Source organism: Arenibacter sp. ARW7G5Y1, assembly GCF_003201775.1.
In the GTDB taxonomy this organism is placed as follows: Bacteria; Bacteroidota; Bacteroidia; order Flavobacteriales; family Flavobacteriaceae; genus Arenibacter.
Genome location: NZ_QJJZ01000013.1, coordinates 124,172 through 146,875, shown reverse-complemented (window position 1 = coordinate 146,875; position 22,704 = coordinate 124,172). Strand labels below are relative to the sequence as shown.

Here is a 22,704-nt window from a genome sequence, read left to right as displayed (position 1 = left end):
AAATCATGAGTACTCAAAAATTTTCAACAAATGCTCTGCATGCCGGACATGACACAAAATTGACAGCAGGAACCAGGGCTGTACCTATTTATCAGAATACGGCCTACGTATTTAATAATACCGACCATGCGGCCAATCTTTTTAATTTATCGGAACCTGGATTTATTTACACTAGGCTTAACAACCCTACCAATGACATTTTAGAGCAGCGTTTGGCGGCTTTGGAAGGTGGTATTGCCAGTGTGGTTACAGCTTCCGGTACGGCAGCCATTTCTACAGCTTTGTTGGTCCTGCTTAGAGCGGGGGATCATATAGTGGCTTCGAGTAGTCTTTATGGAGGTACCTATAATCTGTTGTCGGTGACTTTGCCTAGGTTGGGTATAACCACCACCTTTGTTGAGCCGGGCGACGAGGAGAATTTTGCCAATGCCGTTCAGGAAAATACCAGGGCCATTTTTGTGGAATCCTTAGGGAATCCAAAATTGGACGTATTGGACTTGAAAGCAATATCCGAAGTAGCCAAAAAGGCTAAAATACCTTTTATAGTGGATAATACTGTTGCTACAAGTGCTTTGGTAAAACCAATTGAACACGGAGCTAACATAGTAATCCATTCCCTTACCAAATATATAAATGGCAATGGTACTTCCATGGGGGGTGCTATAGTGGATGCCGGTACTTTCGATTGGAGCAGTGGTAAATTCCCTGAGTTTACTGAGCCATCTCCCGGATACCATGGTTTGGTTTATCACGATGTTCTGGGTGCCGCTGCCTTTATAGCCAAGGTGAGAATTGAAGGCTTAAGGGACCTTGGTGCTGCCTTGAGCCCCTTTAATGCCTTTCAAATTATTCAAGGTTTGGAAACCTTGGAACTACGTATCAAAAAACACAGTGAAAATGCTTTGGAATTGGCCAAATGGTTGGAAGGTAGAAAGGAAGTGGCATGGGTAAACTATCCAGGACTTCCGTCCAGTCCTTATTATACCTTGGCCAAAAAATACCTCCCCAACGGACAAAGCGGGATAGTGACCTTCGGGGTTAAGGGAGGATACGAATCGGCTAAAAAGGTAGTTGATGAAACCAAGCTATTTTCATTATTGGCAAATATTGGGGATACCAAGTCATTGATCATTCACCCAGCTAGCACAACGCACCAACAATTGGACGATGAAGCCCAACATACTACCGGGGTAACCAAGGATTTAATACGTCTATGCGTGGGGCTGGAGGATATCGAAGATATAAAGGCGGATTTGGTACAGGCATTTTCAACCATAGACAAATCTGTTTTAGCGTAAATTCCATAAAATTTCCACATAAATATTCATTGATAATGTAATGTGGGAGTGCAGAAAATAGCAGCTAGTAAATAAAGGCACTCCCATATAACTTTGTACGCAACGACCATGTTCTTCCTGGAATAATTATAAAACTTATGTTACATCATCTTTCAATAAATAAATACGTTACCTATAGCGGCAAAACCCTGGACATTAATCTGTCCTACGAGATATTTGGCCAACCATTGCATTCCGCACCCATTATTATGGTGAACCATGCCCTTACAGGTAATTCCGATGTGGCTGGCGAACATGGCTGGTGGACAACATTGATCGGTGAAGGCAAATGCATAGACACCAAAAAGTACACCATTCTGTGCTTTAATATACCCGGAAATGGGTATGATGGGTTTGTAATAGATAATTATAAGGATTTTGTGGCCAAGGACATTGCCAAGATTTTCCTTCTGGGATTGGAAGCCTTGAAAATAAGTAAGTTGTATGCCCTGATAGGGGGTTCATTAGGAGGAGGTATAGCGTGGGAGATGGCGGCACTGGATCCGCACTTAACGGAACATCTTATTCCGGTAGCGTCGGATTGGAAGTCTACGGATTGGCTTATTGCCAATTGCCAGATACAGGAACAGTTCCTTATCAACTCAAAGCAGCCCGTGCACGATGCGCGTATGCATGCCATGCTCTGCTATAGGACGCCGGAATCCTTTAAGGAGCGGTTTAAAAGAAGTACCAATGAGGAGCTGAAAGTCTTTAATGTGGAGAGCTGGTTAACGCACCATGGTAAAAAATTACAGGAGCGCTTTCAACTGTCGGCCTACAAATTAATGAACCAGCTGCTGAAGACTATTGATATCAATAGAAATGGGGAAGAGGCATTTATTAATCTTCAAAATAGCGATACCAACATTCACATCGTTGGCGTAGATTCCGACCTTTTTTTTACGGCCCAGGAAAATAAGGATACCTTTAAAAAATTGGCCCAGGCAAACAGCAATGTAACCTATGGGGAAATACATTCCTTACACGGTCACGATGCCTTCCTGATAGAATTCAATCAAATGGAAGAGTTGCTAAAAGGGGTTTTTGAGCGAAATGGAAGATCTAAAAAAGTAAAGGTTCTAAAATTTGGCGGCAAGTCATTGGCCAATGGAGTAGGGTTGGATACTGTACTTCAAATAATAACGACAAAGGTTAAGGATGGTGAAAATATAGCAGTAGTGGTTTCAGCCAGGAACAAGGCTACGGACCAATTGGAAGCTATGTTGGACAAGGCTGCCAAGGGGTTGGATTATGTAACGGATTTTGAAGAATTTGAAAAATATCAAAAGCATACCTATGGCAATGTTAATCTTTCCGAGGAATTTAGGGGATTGGTAAAATTGTTCGAAGGGGTGGCTTTATTGGGCGATTATAGTCCTAAAATAAAGGATCAGGTTTTAGCTTATGGAGAATTGCTTTCGGCAAAATTGGTAGCCAAATTGCTTATTGGCAAGGGCGTCAATGCCAAATTCATAGATTCGAGACAACTTATTAAAACAGATTCAAATTTTGGCGACGCAAAGGTATTGGAGGCCTTGTCCAAGGAAAATGTAAAAAGTGAGTTTGGGAAATTGGATCTGGATGCTGTAGTGGTAACTACCGGGTTCATTGCCTCCAATGAACTAAACGAAACAACCACTTTGGGCAGAAATGGGAGTAATTATTCTGCCGCCTTATTGGCCAATTATCTCAATGCCGAGGAGTTGCAGAATTACACCCACGTAGATGGTATATTTACGGCCAATCCGGATTTGGTCACCGAGGCCAAAAGAATCTCGGAACTATCCTATAGCGAAGCCAATGAGCTGGCAAATTTTGGAACCAATATCCTACATGCCAAGACAATTATTCCATTAATAGAAAAGAATATTCCATTACGGATCCTAAATACTTTCAACAACGATAACGAGGGTACATTGATCAGTGCCAAGACCAGTAAGGAAGGTATCAAATCCTTGTCCGTTATTGAAAATATGGCCTTGATCAATTTGGAAGGTCGTGGTCTATTGGGTAAGGTGGGGGTGGATGCCCGTATTTTTAGGACAATGGGCAATAATAATATAAGTGTAAGTATTATTTCCCAGGGGTCTTCTGAAAGAGGGATTGGTCTGGTGGTAGACGCTAAAAATGCCAATTTGGCCAAAACTTCCTTGGAAGAGGAATTTCAAACCGATTTCAAATTACAGGATATTAACAATATTACGGTAATAGATCAGGTATCTGTAATTTCCATAGTGGGACAGGACCTTAGTACGTTTCATAAACCATTTAATGCGCTCATCAAAAACCAGGTGGTTCCCCTGTTGTTCAACAATACTGTTTCGGGAAAAAATGTGAGTTTGGTGGTTAAAAAATCAGATTTGCACAAGGCACTGAATGTAGTACATGGTCAGATATTTGGAATCAGTAAAAAAGTAAATTTGGCCATTTTTGGCCATGGAAACGTGGGGGGTACCCTCATTGATCAAATTCTTAAATCCAATAAGACCATTGAAAAAAGAAAAGGTATTAATATCAATGTTTTTGCGGTAGCCAATTCCAAAAAGGTGTTATTGAGTAAAAATGGTATTTCCAAAAACTGGAAAAGTGCCATGGAAACCAAGGCAATACCTTATAAATTAAACGATATCTTTAAATACGCCAAGGATAATCATTTGGAGAACCTCATTGCTGTGGACAATACTGCCAATGAGGATTTTGTGGCCTCGTATTTTGATTTTGTGGATAACGGTTTTGATTTGGTTTCGTCCAATAAGATTGCCAATACCTTGGGTTTCGATTATTATCAGTTGCTCAGGGAGGAGCTTGCCAAACATCAAAAACAGTACTTATATGAAACCAATGTTGGGGCGGGACTTCCGTTGATAGATACCATTAAGTTGTTACATCTTTCAGGAGAGAATATAACAAGAATAAAAGGGGTGTTCTCGGGGTCACTAAGTTATATTTTCAACACTTTTTCTGAAAAGGACGCATCATTCCGGGAAATTTTAAAAGAAGCAATGGATTTGGGGTATACCGAGCCGGATCCGCGCGAAGATCTTTCGGGGAACGATGTGGGTAGGAAATTACTCATTTTGGCCAGGGAGCTGGATCTGAGCAATGAGTTTTCGGATATTCAAATTGAAAATCTAATCCCAGAGTCCTTGCAAGATGTTGATGTAAAAAGCTTTTTGGAACAACTGGATGTTTTGGATGAAAAGTTTAGCAAGATAAAGAAGGCGCAAAAACCAGGATACGTGTTACGCTATGTGGGCGACCTTTCAGGAGACTTGAACAAGGAAAAGGGGAAATTGGAAGTAAAATTGATCTCTGTTCCCAAGGAAAGTGCGCTAGGGCAAATAAAGGGGTCCGATTCCATTATTGAGATTTATACGGAGTCTTATGGGCAGCATCCCTTGGTAATACAAGGAGCAGGCGCAGGTGCGGCTGTGACGGCCAGAGGGGTTTTTGGGGATATTTTGAGGATTGCTGAAAAAGGTTAAACTTCTGTGGCTTCGGCTCCGCTCAGCCACCGTTGATATTCGGAGATTGAGCGTAGTCGAAATCGAGATTATGGGTATTTGAGATAAAATGGTTTTAATTTTATTTAAAGTGTGAAAGGTTTCCTGTATATATTGGAATGTTCAGATGGAAGTTATTATTGTGGTAGTACAGTGGATTTAGACAAGAGGTTAAAGGAACACGCTGATGGCAAGGGGTCTAACCACACAAAGAAGAGGCTTCCAATTAAGTTGTTGTACATAGAGGAATATGATAGGATTGATAAAGCATTTTATCGCGAAAAGCAAATACAAGGTTGGAGCCGTAATAAAAAGGAGGCATTGATTAATGGGGATTTAGCAAAATTAAATGGTCTTGCTGAATGTAAAAATGAATCCCATTATAAATATTATGTTGAAGAGAAGTATAATAAGTAATTGGTTCGTGGCTTCGGCTCCGCTCAGCCACCGGGAAAAGATTGGAGATTGAGCGTAGTCGAAATCGGGCATAGTTGAGAAGAAGGATGTTTGGACATGGCATCGGTTGAATCCAGCCACCGTTGATATTCGGAGATTGAGCGTAGTCGAAATCGGTTAGGGTTGAGAGGGGAAGAATTTGAATGTGTCTTCGGCTCCGAAAAGCCACTGGGGTAATCCCAATGGGAATTGTCCGTGGGCCGGAACATCAATACACTTTCCCTTGAACCGGAGACAAATAATGTAACTAAAGCTTCCATTTTAATGGAGGCCAAAAGAATTAGATAGATTAGAAATAATGAAGAAGAATTTTAAATTTGAAACGGAAGCGATACGCACCCAAACAGAACGTACCCAGTTTTTGGAGCATTCCACTCCTATGTATTTAACTTCGAGTTTTATTTTTGAGGATGCAGAGGACATGCGCGCTTCCTTTGCAGAAGAAAAGGAACGCAATATTTATTCCAGGTATAGCAATCCCAATTCCTCGGAGTTTGTTGAAAAGGTTTGTAAGATGGAAGGTGCCGACGATGGTTTTGCCTTTGCCTCCGGTATGGCAGCCGTGTTTTCTACCTTTGCGGCCCTGTTGGAAAGTGGAGACCATATTATTTCTGCTAGAAGTATATTTGGATCTACCCATAGTTTGTTTACGCAGATATTTCCTAAATGGAATGTTTCCACCAGTTATTTTAAAATTGATGAACTGGATACATTGGAGGCATTGGTGACTCCTAAGACCAAAATCATCTATGCAGAAACTCCTACCAATCCCGGAGTGGATGTTTTGGATTTGGAAGAATTGGGCCATTTTGCCAAAAAGCACAATTTGATTTATATTATAGATAATTGCTTTGCTTCGCCCTATTTACAGCAACCTATTAAATTCGGCGCCGATTTGGTCATCCATTCTGGAACCAAACTAATGGACGGACAGGGCAGGGTGTTGGCCGGTATTACTGTGGGAAGCAAGGCCTTGATAGATAGGGTGTATCGTTTTTCCAGAATTTCGGGTCCGTCCCTATCGCCTTTTAATGCATGGGTACTGTCCAAAAGCTTGGAAACTTTGGCGTTACGGGTGGATAAACATTGTGACAACGCCCTGAAATTGGCCGAATTCCTAGAAGGCCACCCCAAGGTCAATTGGGTAAAATATCCCTTTTTAAAATCGCATCCTAAATATGAAGTGGCCAAGAAACAGATGAAGGCAGGGGGCTGTGTAGTGGCATTTGAAGTAAAAGGGGGTGTTGAAGCCGGACAGAAATTCTTCAACGGTATAAAAATGTTGTCCTTGTCCGCTAATTTAGGGGATTCAAGAAGTATAGTCACACACCCGGCATCAACCACACACAGTAAGTTGTCCATTGAAGAAAGATTGGCATCGGGTATTACCGATGGTATGGTTCGGGTGTCGGTAGGCTTGGAGCATATAGATGATATAATAGCGGATATTGAACAAGCACTGGGGTAGGAGGATCGCACTAAGTTTAAAATAGCGCTTGGCCCGTTTTTGTAAAAATGGGACAAGCCTTATAGCGAATGTTAATTTTCCTTATCTTCGCTGCATGCTTTCCAAAAAGACAAAATACGGATTAAAGGCACTAACCTTCTTGGCGGCTCAAAAGGGGCGTACCCCTGTTCAGATATCTGAAATAGCCAAACATGAAAACATTTCCCAAAAATTTCTGGAGAGTATTCTTCTCACTTTGAGAAAAACGGGACTTCTTGGTTCCAAAAAAGGAAAAGGTGGAGGGTATTACCTAATTAAGGAACCCAAAGATATTCCAATGACTACTGTGATGAGGGTTTTGGAGGGCCCAATAGCGATGGTGCCCTGCGTAAGTTTAAACTTCTACGAAAAATGTGAGGACTGTCCGGATGAGGCCAGCTGTTCCGTACATAAATTAATGCTACAGGTCAGGGACAGTACTCTGGAAGTCTTTAGGAACAATACACTTGCCGACCTGGTACCTTAGGTGCCTTAAACAGTATTTTCAGGTTTGTTCGGTGGTTTTTGCCGTATTCTGGTCAAGGGCGTTCATTATCGTTAAAAATCAAGGGAAATTTTGTTAATCTACTAAATTTATAGGGTAAGTTGAATTTTAACTATATTTTTTTATTGTGTTTTGCAAAATATTTCTATTTTTGCTTACTCTATTAAATCGATAGGGTAATAAATTTAAGTTTTTTGTCATATGATTGCCGAACAATTAATTTCAAATAATAATTCAAATACTGTAACCAAAAGTTATAAGGCGGATAAGTCCTCCGAAAATCCTAAAAGGAGTATTGCCAAATCTATTAGTTGGAGAATTATTGGAACTCTGGACACCATTCTTATTTCTTGGATCGTTACCGGTACATTGTCAGTTGCCTTTTCAATTGGAGTTGTGGAGTTGTTTACCAAGATGTTGTTGTACTTCTTTCATGAAAGAATCTGGAACAAGATAAGTTGGGGGAAGTAGAACGGAAATATTCAAGGAAATTAAAGCATTGAGGATCATGGCATACACAGAGCAACAGATACATAAGTTAAATCAACAATTTAAGGGGATTCCGCCAGAGGAGATAATTTCCTGGGCAATACAGTCTGCCGAGAAACCATTGGTAACTACCAATTTCCGTCCATATGAGGTGGCCATTTTGCATGCCGTAACGGATGTTTCCCCTTATATACCTGTGATTTGGTGCGATACGGGTTACAATACGCCCAATACATACAAACATGCCGAAGAGCTAATTGCAAGATTGCATTTAAATATAAAGCTGTATGTACCCAAGCAAACCTCTTCGCACAGGGATGCTATAATGGGGATCCCCGGTATAGATGATCCCAGGCATCAACTTTTTACGGAGCAGGTAAAATTGGAGCCGTTTAGAAGGGCTATGGAAGAGCATAAACCCGATGTGTGGTTTACGAATCTTAGACAGGGCCAGACCGCTCTAAGGGATTCGCTGGATATATTAAGTTTAAGCAAGGACGGGGTTTTAAAGGTGAGTCCATTTTATCATTATAATGATAGTCAATTGGATGCTTACCTAAAGGACAGGAATTTGCCCAATGAGCATAAATATTTTGACCCCACCAAGGTATTGGAAAACCGGGAATGTGGACTGCATACCTAAGAAAGGAATATTAACAATTGGCGATTGCTTCCAATACAGGAAGGCCAATTAAATACAGAATTATTGTGAGCATTGTAGAATCAGAATTGGAAACAGTAGTAGACGTGAGCGGATCTAATGAATTGGAAGTATTGAACAATAATGCTTTGGAGAACGAAGCAATTTATATTTTAAGGGAAGTTGCGGCGCAGTTTGAAAAGCCGGTGTTGCTTTTTTCGGGAGGTAAAGATTCCATTACCTTGGTGAGATTGGCACAAAAGGCCTTTTTTCCGGCTAAGATACCTTTCCCGTTAATGCATATAGATACGGGGCATAATTTCCCGGAAACTATAGCTTTTAGGGATAAGTTGGTCAAGGAATTGGGGGTGGAATTAATTGTTCGTAAGGTTCAGGATTCCATAGATCAGGGAAAAGTGGTAGAGGAAACTGGGAAATACTCCAGCAGGAATATGTTACAGACCACTACCTTGTTGGATGCCATTGAGGAATTTAAATTTGATGCCTGTATCGGTGGAGCCAGGAGGGATGAAGAAAAGGCACGCGCCAAAGAACGTATCTTTTCGGTACGTGACGATTTTGGTCAGTGGGACGAGAAAAACCAACGTCCAGAGTTGTTCGATATGTTGAACGGGCAGATAGAGTTGGGACAGAACGTACGGGTATTTCCAATAAGTAACTGGACAGAATTGGATGTTTGGAGCTATATCCAAAAAGAGGAAATAGAAATACCGTCCATTTATTTTGCCCATAAGAGAAAGATATTCCTTAGGGACGGATTTATATGGTCGGCCGAAGATGATGTGGTTTTTCGCTCTGAAGATGAAAAGGTGGAAGAGCGTATGGTTCGTTTTAGAACTGTTGGGGATATGAGTTGTACTTCGGCGGTATTGTCACACGCAGATACCATTGAAAAGGTAGTTGGCGAAATTAGGGAGTCCAAGATTTCGGAAAGGGGAGCTAGAATAGATGATAAGCGCTCCGAAGCTGCCATGGAGAAAAGAAAACAACAAGGATACTTTTAAAGTCGGCATTTGAAGTGGGTTGGCACTTGTGAAAATTGTCAACGGAATCTCATGCCAAATACAAAACACAATAGAAATGGAAGTACTAAAAATAGCAACAGCAGGAAGTGTAGATGACGGTAAAAGTACCTTGATAGGGAGATTGCTGTATGATACCAAATCCCTTACCGACGATAAGTTGGAGGCCATTGAAAAGACCAGCAAGCAAAAAGGATATGATTATCTGGATTTCTCTTTGGCTACCGATGGTTTGGTGGCGGAAAGGGAACAAGGAATTACTATAGATGTAGCGCATATCTACTTCTCTACGCCCAACAAGAGTTATATTATAGCGGATACTCCTGGACATGTGGAATATACACGTAACATGGTTACAGGTGCTTCTACCTCCCAAGCAGCTATTATTTTGATCGATGCAAGAAAAGGAGTGATAGAGCAGACCAATAGACACTTTTTTATCAATAATTTATTGAGGATCAAAGATGTTATTGTAGCCATTAATAAAATGGACTTGGTTGATTATTCGGAAGAAAGATATAACGAGATCAAGGCCGATTTTGAGAAATTGATGAGCAAACGGGATTATCAGGACCAGAAAATAACCTTTATTCCGGTTAGTGCACTTAAGGGGGATAACGTGGTAAACAGGTCGGAGAAAATGACTTGGTACAAAGGGCAGACCTTATTGGAGCATTTTGAAGGATTGGACAGAAAGGATATCTATAATGTAGGTACCCCAAGATTTCCAGTGCAATATGTGATACGTCCCAAAACGGAGGAATTCCACGATTTTAGGGGATTTGCCGGTAAAGTGTACGGAGGGGAGCTGAGTGTTGGTGACGAAGTCGTGGTCTTGCCATCAATGACCAAATCCAAGATTAAGGATATTTATTTCTACGACAAAAAGTATAAAACGGCAACAAGACGCTCTTCCGTTACCATTACCTTGGAAGACGAGATTAATGTAAGCAGGGGGGATATGTTGGTCAAGGCAGGGGATTTGCCTACTATAGACAAACAATTTACAGCTACGGTTTCATGGATGGATTCCCAAAATTTAACCGTGGGAAGCAAATATGTAGTACAGCACGGGGTAAACAAGGTTTTGGCAAAAGTTGAGAACATTCACCATAAGATTAATCCAGATTACTCTGGTATAGATACCTCTATCACTTCTTTGGGCATGAACGATATAGCACAGGTCACCTTTAGATTGAACAAGCCAATTTTTTATGATTCCTTCAAGAATCACAGAACCAATGGCTCCTTTATCCTAATAGATAATCAATCCAATACAACAGCTGGGGTTGGGTTTATAAACTAAACCGTCTTCCGTACCTTAGGGTGTGGAATTGTTGTCAGTTTAATCTATTATCCCTATGGGATAAGCCTTTTAAATGAATTTAATTATTTTGAATATAAAATAAAAGTAGCATGCGGTCTTTTAGAACAGAAGTGGAAAACCCGATTGTAGAACAGGATATTATAGCCTTGGAAGCTAAGATCCGTGAATTTCAAGGCGGTAATTTGGATGAGGAAAAATTCCGTAGTCTACGTTTGGCAAGGGGAATTTATGGGCAACGACAGCCAGGGGTCCAAATGATTCGTATAAAATTACCCTATGGTAAAGTTAGCTCCCAGCAGTTAAGAAGGATATGTGATGTATCGGAAGAATACTCTACCGGCAGACTACATATAACAACCCGTCAGGATATCCAGATCCATTATGTGGATATTAACCGTACCCCGGAATTATGGGCGCAGTTGGAACAGGATGATATTACGATCAGGGAAGCCTGTGGGAATACGGTGAGGAACGTTACCGCCAGTGAAACTGCTGGAATAGATATAAACGAACCTTTTGATGTTTCTCCCTATGCACATGCCCTGTTTCAATACTTTTTAAGAAACCCCATTAGTCAGGAGATGGGAAGGAAGTTTAAAGTTTCCTTTTCAGCCTCGGATGAGGATACAGGTCTATCATACATGCACGATCTTGGATTTATTGCCAAGATAGAAAATGGAGTAAGAGGGTTTAAAGTGCTTTTAGGTGGAGGATTGGGCTCACAGCCCAGACATGCAGATGTTATCTATTCTTTTCTGCCCACAGACAAGATTATACCGTTAATGGAAGGTGTAGTTCGTGTTTTTGACCGTTATGGGGAAAGAAAAAGTAGGGCAAAGGCCAGGATGAAATTTTTAATTAAGGATATTGGTTTGGACGGATTTAGGCAATTGTTGGAAGAAGAGCAATTGGCTATACCTGTTCAAACGTACGAAATAGATGCGGATGCCTATCCAAGTGTGAATATTGCCGGGAATGAAGCTCCGGAAGTAACCATCAAAGACCAAAAGGCCTTTGATAAATGGAAGGCTACCAACTTGGTTCCTCAAAAACAACAGGGATATGTTGCCATTGGGGTCAAGGTATTATTGGGCGATTTTTATATAGAAAAAGCCAGGCAATTGGCAGATTTGGTGGAAAAATATGCAGCCGGCGAAATTAGATTGAGCCTGCGTCAAAATATATTGATTCCTTATGTAAAGGAATCGTTGGTGCCCTTTTTCTATCAGGAGTTGGAGAAATTGGGATTTGCCGAAATTGGATACAATACTGCCTTGGATATCACCGCTTGTCCCGGTACCGATACCTGTAATCTTGGAATTGCCAGTAGTACCGGAATAGCAGAGGAATTGGAAAGGCTGATCAAGGCAGAATACCCACATTATATAGATAACCCGGATGTGGTTATTAAAATAAGCGGCTGTATGAACGCCTGTGGGCAACATAATATGGCCAATATTGGTTTTCAGGGAATGTCCGTGAGAACAAAGGATAAATTGGTGGCCCCGGCACTTCAAGTGCTATTGGGAGGAGGTAATTTTGGGGACGGAAATGGCCGTTTTGCAGATAAGGTTATTAAGATACCTAGTAAGAGAGGGCCGGAATCTTTGAGACTCATTTTAAATGATTACGATGCCAACGGCAATGGTAAACCTTTTGTAGAATATTATGAAGAAAAGGGCCAAATGTATTTTTATGATTTTCTAAAGCCTTTGTCAGATGTGGATAACCTAACGGCATCCGATTTTATTGATTGGGGAACTTCTGAAAAATATGAACAAGCTATTGGGATTGGAGAATGCGCCGGGGTAGTAATAGATTTGATAGCAACCTTGTTGTTTGACAGTGAGGAAAAAATTGAAACTGCTAAATTGAATTTGGAAGAGGGGAAATGGGCGGCCAGTATCTACCATTCCTATTCGTCCATGGTAAATACGGCCAAAGCATTATTAACGGCCGAAAATACAAAGGTAAATACCCATATCAGTATTATAAAGGATTTTGATGAGCTGTTTGTGGCTTCAGGGAAATTTAAATTGGAGCAAGGTTTTGAGAAAATGGTGCTTCAATTAAATCGGAATGCACCAACAGAGTCCTTTGCAAAGGCCTATTTAAATGATGCTGAGGAGTTTTTGACCAAGGTGGAAGCTTTTAGGAAATTGGAATTGACAAACGCTTAGTAATGATCGGTAAGAAAGATAATATTCACCTTGACACCACAGTGGGAATTCCTGCTTCCCATCAGGTACCCATGGGCCATGGACAGTTGACCGTCGTTGGTGCTGGGCCTGGTGATGTGGAGTTGATTACGCTTAAGGCCATAAAGGCCTTGCAGGCGGCCGATGTAGTATTGTACGATGCCCTGGTGGATGTTTCCCTATTGAATTACGCGCCTAATGCGGAACATATTTTTGTTGGCAAAAGGAAAGGGTGCTATGCCTATCAACAGGAACAGATAAATGACCTCATTGTTAGTAGGGCCAAAACCCACGGTCACGTTGTAAGATTAAAGGGAGGTGATCCCTTTGTTTTTGGCCGAGGGGCGGAGGAAATGGAATATGCAGCCAGTAAAGGTCTAGAGGTGGCCATGGTTCCGGGTATCTCCTCTTCGGTGGCCGTACCGGCTTCCCAAAACATACCGGTAACCAAAAGGGGTGCTTCAGAGAGTTTTTGGGTAATTACGGGAACAACAAAGGATCATAAATTATCCGCAGATGTTGCCTTGGCGGCCAAATCCAATGCCACTATCGTTATACTTATGGGGATGGGCAAACTTTCGGAGATAGTTGGGCTGTTCCAGAAGGAAGGAAAATCTGCAACACCCATCGCTATAATACAGAATGGTACCCGGGAAGACGAAAAGGTTGGTATTGGGACTATAGGTTCAATTGAGGAAATAGTGGTTAAGGAACAATTAAGCAATCCAGCCATTATCATTATTGGAGAGGTGGTAAGCCATAGGGCTGCCATATTAAATTTTAACGAAATATTAAAGAGCCACGAAGTGGTGGCACAATAGATAAAGAGAGACATTCAAAGGAAGGGGCCTAAGCCCTAATGGATGTCATAATTAAATAGGAATTAATCAAAGTAGTATGATAAAGACAGATATACTTATTATTGGAGCGGGTCCAACAGGATTGTTCACAGTTTTTGAAGCGGGATTGTTGAAATTGAAGACGCATCTTATTGATGCCCTGCCTCAACCCGGGGGTCAATGTTCTGAAATTTATCCTAAGAAACCTATATACGATATTCCGGCATTTCCGGAAATTCTTGCTGGGGATTTGGTAAAGAATCTGATGCAGCAAATACAACCTTTCGAACCTGGGTTTACTTTGGGCGAGAGAGCTGAGACTTTGGATAAGTTGGAAGATGGTTCTTTTGTGGTAACTACTAATAAAGGAACAAAACACCATGCTCCGGTGGTAGTTATTGCCGGAGGATTGGGCTCTTTTGAACCTAGAAAACCTTTGATCCCCAATTTGGCCGATTTTGAGGACAAGGGAGTGGCATACATTATAAAGGATCCAGAAGTATATAGGGATAAAAAAGTAGTAATCTCCGGAGGAGGGGATTCGGCCTTGGATTGGGCAATATTCCTTTCCGATGTGGCTGCTGAGGTGTCTTTGGTGCACAGAAGAAATGAATTTAGGGGAGCCCTGGATTCTGTGGAAAAAGCTGCTGACTTGGCCAAACAAGGTAAGATCAAGTTATTTACCGAAGCCGAGGTGGTTAAACTGTACGGAGACGATAATTTGGAAGCCGTTGTGGTAAAACACAATGATGAGGCCAAAGGCGAAAGCTATGTGGAAGCGGATAATTTTATTCCATTGTTCGGACTTTCCCCAAAATTAGGGCCCATTGGCGATTGGGGACTTGAAATAGAAAAAAATGCCATTAAGGTAAACAATGCCTATGATTATCAGACAAATATCCCAGGGGTTTATGCCATTGGGGATGTAAACACCTACCCAGGAAAGCTTAAACTAATATTGTCCGGGTTCCATGAAGCGGCTGTGATGTGCCAAAGTGCCTACCAGTTGATCAACCCTGGAAAGCGTTATGTAATGAAATATACCACTGTAGGAGGGGTAGAAGGATTTGATGGTAGCAAGAAGGAAGCAAAAAAAGAAGTAGTTCAAAGTATTTTGGCCTAATCCCCAATTGGGATCAAACTTTTAGCCTGCCAGGTCTTGAAATCTGGCAGGTTTCGTTTTATCATAATTTCCCTGAAATTGAATTTTCGGGAGTCGTAAAATAAAGTAATGTTTCCTTGTTTTTAAGGGCACTGATGCGTTACTTTGCAGTTAGTTCATTATCAATTTGAAACGTTATCAAGAAAGGTGGAGGGACTAGACCCAGTGAAGCCTTAGCAACCCTTTTTCTTAATCGGTAACCATCGGGAAGAATAAGAAGGTGCTACGTTCTAATCCTATGTTTTATTCTATTTATCTAGAATTTCATTTGGGAATAGATAACATAAAGAAAGACACAGGTCCGAAACTTTTCCTTACTTGATTTTATTAATTTTTTTGATACCGACAACCGGGTTGTTATACTTTGTTTTTCGGGTGTCAATTTTCTAATTTTGTGGTCCCAAATCGTTTAGGGCCATTTGTGATGGTATCTTGGTTTGGTCTTTGGGATCGAACATTTTTGAAAAGTAATATGAAAAATATTCAGGACGTACTTAAGGAAAGGATTTTGGTGTTGGATGGTGCCATGGGAACTATGCTACAAAGGCATAAGTTTACCGAGGAAGATTTTAGGGGGGAACGATTCAAGGATTGGGAACACCCCTTACAGGGAAATAATGACCTATTGTCCCTTACCCAGCCAGAGGCTATAGCCGAGGTGCACCGACTGTATTTTGCAGCAGGGGCCGATATTGTGGAAACCAATACTTTTTCGGGTACAACTATTGCCATGGCAGACTATCATATGGAAGATTTGGTCTACGAATTAAATTATGAATCGGCTAAAATAGCGAAGGCTGTTGCCGATGAATTTACGGCCAAGGAACCTAATAAGCCACGTTTTGTTGCGGGGAGTATTGGGCCAACCAATAAAACGGCCAGTATGTCGCCAGATGTGAACGATCCTGGTTTTAGGGGAGTTTCCTTTGATGAGTTAAGGTTGGCCTACAAGCAACAGGTAGAGGCTCTCTTGGATGGGGGAGTGGATATTTTACTGGTAGAGACTATCTTTGATACCTTAAACGCCAAGGCTGCATTATTTGCTATTGAAGAGGTAAAGGAAGAGCGGAATATGGAGGTTCCAATTATGGTGAGCGGTACTATAACCGATGCTTCGGGTAGGACCCTGTCCGGCCAAACCGCGGAAGCCTTTTTGATTTCCATAAGCCATATACCTATATTGTCCGTAGGTTTCAATTGTGCCTTGGGAGCTAGCCAGTTGGTTCCCCATTTGGAGGTACTATCGGCCAAGACCGAACATGCCGTATCTGCGCACCCAAATGCCGGATTGCCAAATGCTTTTGGGGAGTATGACGAAACCCCGGAGGAAATGGCTGCCCAAATCAAGGAATATGCCGAAAAGGGTTTGGTAAATATAGTTGGTGGATGTTGCGGGACTACGCCAGAACATATCAAGGCAATGGCCGATGTGGTTAAAGACTATTCCCCTAGAATTCTAAATACCTTAGAAGCACATAAGCATGATACCTAGCAGGCAGATTGTTCTTGAGGCAGGAGATAGGGTTGCACCCTTTGTACATAGAACACCGGTGCTTACCTCCCGTCTGTTGAACGAATTATCAGGGGCGGAGGTTTTCTTTAAATGTGAGAACCTTCAAAAAATGGGAGCATTTAAAATGCGGGGAGCCATTAATGCCGTACAGCAATTAAGTGAGACCCAGAAAAAGGCAGGAGTGGTAACCCATTCCTCTGGAAATTTTGGTCAGGCCCTAGCTTTGGCGGCAAAAAAATTAGGGGTAAAAGCCTATATAGTAATGCCCTCCAGTGCCCCGGCCGTAAAGACAATGGCAGTGAAGGCTTATGGAGGGCTGGTCACTATTTCAGAGCCTACCTTGGAGGCCAGGGAAAAATCCGCGGCCGCCATCGTGGAAGAAGAAGGGGCAGTTTTTTTACACCCGTCCAACGACTTGAATGTAATAGTAGGGCAAGGTACGGCGGCCTTGGAACTTTTGCAGGACCATCCTGATTTGGAGTTTATTATGACTCCAGTGGGGGGAGGTGGACTCATAGCGGGAACGGCATTGGCAGCCCATTATTTGGGGACCAATTGTGTAGTTGTAGGAGCTGAGCCAAGGGAGGTGGATGATGCTTATAGGGCTTTGAAAAGTGGGGAAATAGAATATAATATTACGACGGATACCGTTGCGGATGGACTTAAAACGAACTTAGGGGATATAAATTTTCCAATTATCAAAGAATTGGTCTCCGATATTATTAGAGTGGAAGAGGATGGGATTGTCGCTGCCATGAAATTAATCTGGGAGCGAATGAAACTGGTAATTGAACCTTCCAGTGCAGTGCCATTTGCGGGCTTGTTGAAGGAAAGAGAAAAATATAGGAATAAAAAAATAGGAATCATCCTCTCGGGAGGCAATGTGGAACTATCAAATTTGCCATTTTAAGGACACATTTAGGTGTTTTTTTCGAGGTCAATATATAAATAATGAGCAATACTACGGATAAGGAAGAACATAGTACAAAACGGTTTTTGAAACTCTCGGGTTTGGAACCTTTGGTGATAACTCCCGAAAGCAATTTTGTAAATGTAGGGGAGCGTACCAATGTGGCAGGTTCCAAAAAATTCCTGCGATTGATCAAGGAGGAGAAGTTTGAGGAAGCCTTGGATATAGCACGGGAACAAGTGGAAGGCGGCGCGCAGATCATTGATGTTAATATGGACGATGGTCTTATTGATGGAAAGGAGGTTATGGTAAAGTTCTTGAACCTTATCGTGGCCGAACCTGATATTGCCAGGGTCCCTATCATGATAGATAGCTCTAAATGGGAGATAATAGAGGCGGGCCTACAGGTAGTTCAGGGAAAATGTGTGGTGAATTCCATAAGTTTAAAAGAAGGGGAGGAAGAGTTTGTTAAGCATGCCAAATTAATTAGGCGTTATGGTGCTGCGGTCATTGTTATGGCCTTTGATGAGGTAGGGCAGGCCGATAATTACGAAAGGCGACTGGAAATTACCCAACGATCCTATGATATTCTGGTGAATAAAGTAGGGTTCCCCCCAGAGGATATTATTTTTGATCTGAACATATTTCCCGTAGCTACTGGTATGGACGAGCATAAGTTAAATGCGCTCGACTTTATAAAGGCTACCGCATGGGTAAAGGAAAATCTGCCTTTTTGTAGTGTTAGTGGTGGGGTAAGTAATGTATCCTTCAGCTTTAGGGGCAATAACCCGGTACGGGAGGCAATGCACTCCGTGTTTCTTTATCATGCCATAAAGGCGGGTATGAATATGGGAATTGTAAACCCTAGTATGTTGGAGGTGTATGATGATATTCCAAAGGACCTATTGGAACATGTGGAGGATGTAATCCTCAACCGAAGGGAAGACGCTACGGAGCGATTATTGGAATTTGCGGAAACCGTAATTGGTAAGGAAAAGGAAAATAAAATAGACCTTACCTGGAGGGAAGAACCCTTGCAAAATAGGATTACCCGTGCCTTGGTGAAGGGAATAGATCAATATATTGTAGAGGATGTTGAAGAGGCCCGATTAAGTGTAAAAGCACCAATAGAGGTGATCGAGGGACACTTGATGACCGGAATGAACGTGGTGGGGGATCTTTTTCAAAGTGGTAAAATGTTCCTGCCCCAAGTGGTAAAATCTGCCAGGGTCATGAAAAAGGCAGTGGCCTATCTATTGCCCTATATTGAAGAGGAAAAGCTTAAAAATCCACTACCCGAAGGTAGCAGCTCATCGGCAGGAAAAATACTAATGGCGACCGTAAAAGGAGACGTACACGATATTGGAAAAAATATTGTAAGTGTGGTCCTTGCCTGTAACAATTACGAGATCGTGGATTTGGGAGTCATGGTCCCCCCAGAAAAGATAATTAATGCCGCCAAGGAAGAGAATGTGGATATCATTGGCCTTAGCGGACTCATTACCCCTTCTTTGGATGAAATGGTTTTTTTGGCCAAGGAAATGGAGCGGCAAAATTTCACGGTTCCCTTGCTCATTGGTGGGGCCACCACCAGTAAGGCGCATACCGCGGTCAAGATAGACCCTCAGTACAAAAGTGCGGTGGTGCACGTAAATGATGCTTCCAGGGCAGTGACGGTAGTGGGGGACCTTCTACAGAAGGAATCGTCCAATAAATATAAGGAAGGCATTAAATTGGATTATGCCGACTTTAGACAGAAATTCCTGAATAGGGGCAAGCGCAAGGAGTATTTAACCCTTGGGGAGGCCCGAAAAAATAAATATCAATTGGATTGGTCAAAGGCTGTAATTGTAGAGCCCAAGTCCTTGGGTATCCAAATACTCGAGGATTTTGATCTGAGGGAATTGGTGCCTTATATTGATTGGTCCCCCTTCTTTAGAAGTTGGGAACTGCATGGCAAGTACCCGGATATTTTGAACGATGGGGTCGTAGGCAAACAGGCCACCGAACTTTTTGCAGATGCCAAGGAAATGATGAAGAAGATTTTGGATGGCAAACTTTTTCAAGCAAAGGCTATTTTTGGACTGTTTCCTGCTAATACCATTAATGATGATGATATAGCCCTTACCCATAATGGGAAGGAGTTTGTTTTTAGGACTTTAAGGCAGCAGTCTAAAAAATATGTGGGGAAACCTAATTTTGCGCTATCCGATTTTATAGCCCCTAAAGAAAGTGGTTTGCAAGATTATATAGGCTGCTTCTGTGTTTCCACGGGCTTTGGTACGGATGAATTGGCAGACGGTTATCGCAAAAATTTGGACGACTATAACAGTATAATGGTCAAGGCATTGGCAGATAGATTTGCGGAGGCTTTTGCGGAATACTTACACAAGGAAGTACGGATCAATCACTGGGGATATGCTGCCAATGAGGGCTTAAGCAATGAGGAACTGATCAAGGAATCCTATATAGGCATTAGGCCTGCACCTGGTTATCCGGCTTGTCCTGACCATTTGGAAAAGTTGACGTTGTGGAAATTACTGGAAGTGAAGGAAAAAATAGGGGTGGAGTTGACGGATAGTTTGGCCATGTGGCCCGCTGCCAGTGTAAGTGGATATTATTTTGGGAATTCCGAAGCGCGGTATTTCGGGGTAGGCAAAATAAAGGAAGACCAAGTGGCCGATTTTGCAGCGAGGAAAGGAATTCCAATGGAGGAGGCCACCCGATGGTTGGCACCTAATATTGCGGATGATTAAGGACCTGGACCTGCAAGATTTTTTCAGCGACCTGCAAGGTTTTAAAACCTTGTAGGTCTCGGTCTCGAAAAGAAATATAGTATTGCAATTGGACTTTGATTCCTATATACACGGAGAGGGATAGTCTTTGCAGCAGGGATAGGAGCGATATCTTTTTTATGACTTTGGCATAAAAAAATTAAGTGGATAGCCCGGCCACAAACCTACTGAAAGGAGTGTTTGGGGGCTGCCATAACAGAAAGGAATAATAAATGGGAACAACCCTTGTAGAGGGTAATAAATAATATAATAGCTAATAGGCCTTTTCTTTGGGAAAGGAAAGGAGGAGAAATTATGAAAGTAACGGAACACATAAAAAAAGCGGATGGTAAGACATTGTTTTCCTTCGAGATCATACCGCCGGTCAAAGGTAGAAGTATACAGGAATTATATAACAATATAGATCCCTTGATGGAGTTTAAACCGCCCTTCATTGACGTTACTACTTCTCGGGAAGAGTATGTGTACATAGATAGGAACGGGTTGTTGGATAAAAGGTTGACCCGTATGAGACCTGGAACTGTGGGTATTTGTGCCTCAATTCAGCACAAATATGGAGTTGATACCGTACCTCATGTGCTCTGTGGTGGTTTCACCAAGGAGGAAACCGAATATGTACTGGTCGATTGTCAATATTTGGGTATCCAAAATGTGATGGCACTTCGGGGGGATGCGCGGAAAGAGGAGCAGTATTTTAATCCCACCCAAGGTGGACATGCCTATGCTTCGGAGCTGGTAAAACAGATTCACGCCTTAAATCACGGCAATTATTTACACGATAAGGTAGAGACCGTTCACAGTGCCGATTTTTGCATTGGCGTAGCCGGATACCCTGAAAAGCATTTGGAAGCACCATCCTTGACTACGGATTTAAGACGATTGCAGGAAAAGGTGGAGGCTGGGGCCGACTACGTAGTAACCCAAATGTTTTTTGATAATCAGAAATTTTTTGAGTTTGTGGAAGCTGCGAAGAAAATGGGTATTAATGTACCTATTATACCCGGGATTAAGCCCATTGCCGTAAAGCGACATTTGCAATTATTGCCACAGGTCTTTAAGATAGACTTGCCACAGGATTTGATAGATGCTGTAGATGATTGTTCAAATAATGCAGATGTGAGACAGGTAGGAATTGAGTGGGCCATTCAGCAGTCCAAGGAGCTGAAAGCGGCAGGGGTTCCTGTATTGCACTATTATTCCATGGGAAAATCCGATAATATCGAGGCCATTGCCAAAGAGCTGTTTTAAGGGAGGCCCAAGCGTGCAAGGGCATGGTTACGGATGGGGATGGATTCTGTATTGAGTCAATTTCAAGTGTTCACGGAAGTCAGGTAGTATTACCAAGTTTTAGAAACGCCTATTTTAATTTTTCATTACATTTGCTCCCCATGAAACTAAAGCTATTTCTTATAAGCTGTCTGTCGACAGCTTTTTGCTTTTCACAAAACCGGCAAGAAACCAAGAGATATACCTTGGACGCTAGTCAGTTCTACGGTTCCGTGCTATTGCACAATACGGATATTTCCCATTTGATTACCAATCATCCGGGAGGATTTATCCTGGGGTACAATAAAAAGACCTATGGGGAGGAGGAATGGCAACAGTTATTTAATTATCCCGATACCGGTTTTTCTTTTGTTTATCAAAATATGAACAGTAGTACTTTGGGGGAGAATTATGGACTATATGCCCATTACAATTTTTATTTTTTTAAGAGAAACCTTCAATTTAGGTTGGGGCAGGGTATAGCCTATAATACCAACCCCTTTGATAAGAACAGGAATTTTAGGAACAATGCCTATGGTTCCCATTTTTTAAGTTCAACCTATTTAATGTTGAACTATCACAAAGAAAATATATTTAAGGGCTTGGGGCTAAAGGCAGGATTAACCTTAATTCATTATTCCAACGCCAATGTTACGGCACCCAATACCTCTACCAACACCATGGCCCTTAATGTGGGGTTGACCTATGATTTGGATGGTGGCCAGGAACGGGACTATATTAAAACCGAAAAATTGAAGGTTTCAGAGCCTATTAAACTTAATCTCGCCTTTAGGTCTGGTATAAATGAGAGCGATGTAGTGGATTCCGGCCAATATGCTTTTTACATTTTTTCGGCTTATATGGACAAACGCTTTACCAGAAAAAGTGCGCTGCAGTTTGGTGCAGATGTGTATTTTTCCAACTTCTTAAAGGAACTTATTCGTTATCAGTCGATAGCGTTCCCCGAGTATGGAGTGCAGGCAGACGACGATTATAAACGCGTGGGATTGTTTTTGGGCCATGAACTCTTTGTAAATAAAATGTCCGTTATAGCCCAATTGGGCTATTATGTCTATTACCCTTTTGATTTTGAGGGCAAGGTCTATAATAGAATTGGTCTAAAGCGTTATTTTTCGGAAAAGGTATACGGTGCAATAACTCTAAAATCCCATGGGGCAAAAGCGGAAGCCGTGGAATTTGGAGTCGGAGTTAGATTATAGGGTCAATGAATTTGG

General features: G+C 41.9%; 17 protein-coding genes and 1 riboswitch. All 17 genes read left to right on the top strand.

Going from position 1 to position 22,704, the window contains the following annotated elements:
* Positions 1-5: 5 nt before the first annotated feature.
* The 17 genes from C7972_RS17640 (at position 6) to C7972_RS17560 (ending at position 22,689) form a co-directional block, all read left to right on the top strand.
* Positions 6-1,298, top strand: coding sequence for an O-acetylhomoserine aminocarboxypropyltransferase/cysteine synthase family protein (locus C7972_RS17640; protein ID WP_110357516.1), 1,293 nt, complete (start codon positions 6-8; stop codon positions 1,296-1,298).
* 137 nt (positions 1,299-1,435) lie between these two features.
* The gene (gene thrA / locus C7972_RS17635; RefSeq protein ID WP_110357476.1) at positions 1,436-4,822 is read left to right on the top strand and encodes a bifunctional aspartate kinase/homoserine dehydrogenase I; all 3,387 of its coding nucleotides are present in this window, start codon (positions 1,436-1,438) and stop codon (positions 4,820-4,822) included.
* A 111-nt stretch (positions 4,823-4,933) separates the two neighbouring features.
* Entirely contained in the window at positions 4,934-5,257 is a 324-nt protein-coding gene (locus C7972_RS17630; RefSeq protein ID WP_110357475.1) for a GIY-YIG nuclease family protein, read from the top strand.
* Between the two features lie 337 nt (positions 5,258-5,594).
* Complete coding sequence (locus C7972_RS17625; protein ID WP_110357474.1) at positions 5,595-6,764, top strand: PLP-dependent aspartate aminotransferase family protein; 1,170 nt, start codon at positions 5,595-5,597, stop codon at positions 6,762-6,764.
* A gap of 94 nt (positions 6,765-6,858) precedes the next feature.
* Positions 6,859-7,269 carry an Rrf2 family transcriptional regulator gene (locus tag C7972_RS17620; RefSeq protein WP_110357473.1) on the top strand — a complete coding sequence of 137 codons (411 nt, stop codon included), beginning with the start codon at positions 6,859-6,861 and terminating at the stop codon, positions 7,267-7,269.
* A 219-nt stretch (positions 7,270-7,488) separates the two neighbouring features.
* A complete protein-coding gene (locus tag C7972_RS17615) occupies positions 7,489-7,758 on the top strand; it encodes a DUF2061 domain-containing protein (protein ID WP_110357472.1) in 270 nt (89 codons plus the stop codon).
* Positions 7,759-7,795: 37 nt separating this feature from the next.
* A complete protein-coding gene (locus C7972_RS17610) occupies positions 7,796-8,419 on the top strand; it encodes a phosphoadenosine phosphosulfate reductase family protein (protein ID WP_110357471.1) in 624 nt (207 codons plus the stop codon).
* 122 nt (positions 8,420-8,541) lie between these two features.
* Positions 8,542-9,441, top strand: coding sequence for a sulfate adenylyltransferase subunit CysD (cysD, locus tag C7972_RS17605; RefSeq protein WP_110357515.1), 900 nt, complete (start codon positions 8,542-8,544; stop codon positions 9,439-9,441).
* Between the two features lie 76 nt (positions 9,442-9,517).
* The gene (locus C7972_RS17600; RefSeq protein ID WP_110357514.1) at positions 9,518-10,765 is read left to right on the top strand and encodes a sulfate adenylyltransferase subunit 1; all 1,248 of its coding nucleotides are present in this window, start codon (positions 9,518-9,520) and stop codon (positions 10,763-10,765) included.
* A 110-nt stretch (positions 10,766-10,875) separates the two neighbouring features.
* Entirely contained in the window at positions 10,876-12,966 is a 2,091-nt protein-coding gene (locus C7972_RS17595) for a HEPN domain-containing protein (protein ID WP_110357470.1), read from the top strand.
* 71 nt (positions 12,967-13,037) lie between these two features.
* Complete coding sequence (cobA, locus tag C7972_RS17590; RefSeq protein ID WP_110357513.1) at positions 13,038-13,805, top strand: uroporphyrinogen-III C-methyltransferase; 768 nt, start codon at positions 13,038-13,040, stop codon at positions 13,803-13,805.
* A 76-nt stretch (positions 13,806-13,881) separates the two neighbouring features.
* A complete protein-coding gene (locus C7972_RS17585; RefSeq protein WP_110357469.1) occupies positions 13,882-14,946 on the top strand; it encodes an NAD(P)/FAD-dependent oxidoreductase in 1,065 nt (354 codons plus the stop codon).
* 171 nt (positions 14,947-15,117) lie between these two features.
* A riboswitch (SAM riboswitch) is annotated at positions 15,118-15,270 on the top strand.
* A gap of 187 nt (positions 15,271-15,457) precedes the next feature.
* Positions 15,458-16,477, top strand: a complete 1,020-nt coding sequence (locus C7972_RS17580) for a homocysteine S-methyltransferase family protein (protein ID WP_110357512.1) — start codon at positions 15,458-15,460, stop codon at positions 16,475-16,477.
* Entirely contained in the window at positions 16,467-17,408 is a 942-nt protein-coding gene (locus C7972_RS17575) for a pyridoxal-phosphate dependent enzyme (RefSeq protein ID WP_110357468.1), read from the top strand. The genes C7972_RS17580 and C7972_RS17575 overlap by 11 nt, the downstream gene beginning before the upstream one ends.
* 41 nt (positions 17,409-17,449) lie before the next feature.
* Complete coding sequence (metH, locus tag C7972_RS17570) at positions 17,450-20,164, top strand: methionine synthase (protein WP_110357467.1); 2,715 nt, start codon at positions 17,450-17,452, stop codon at positions 20,162-20,164.
* A 333-nt stretch (positions 20,165-20,497) separates the two neighbouring features.
* Positions 20,498-21,451, top strand: a complete 954-nt coding sequence (gene metF / locus C7972_RS17565) for a methylenetetrahydrofolate reductase [NAD(P)H] (protein ID WP_110357466.1) — start codon at positions 20,498-20,500, stop codon at positions 21,449-21,451.
* A 140-nt stretch (positions 21,452-21,591) separates the two neighbouring features.
* Positions 21,592-22,689, top strand: a complete 1,098-nt coding sequence (locus C7972_RS17560; protein WP_110357511.1) for an acyloxyacyl hydrolase — start codon at positions 21,592-21,594, stop codon at positions 22,687-22,689.
* Positions 22,690-22,704 lie beyond the last annotated feature (15 nt).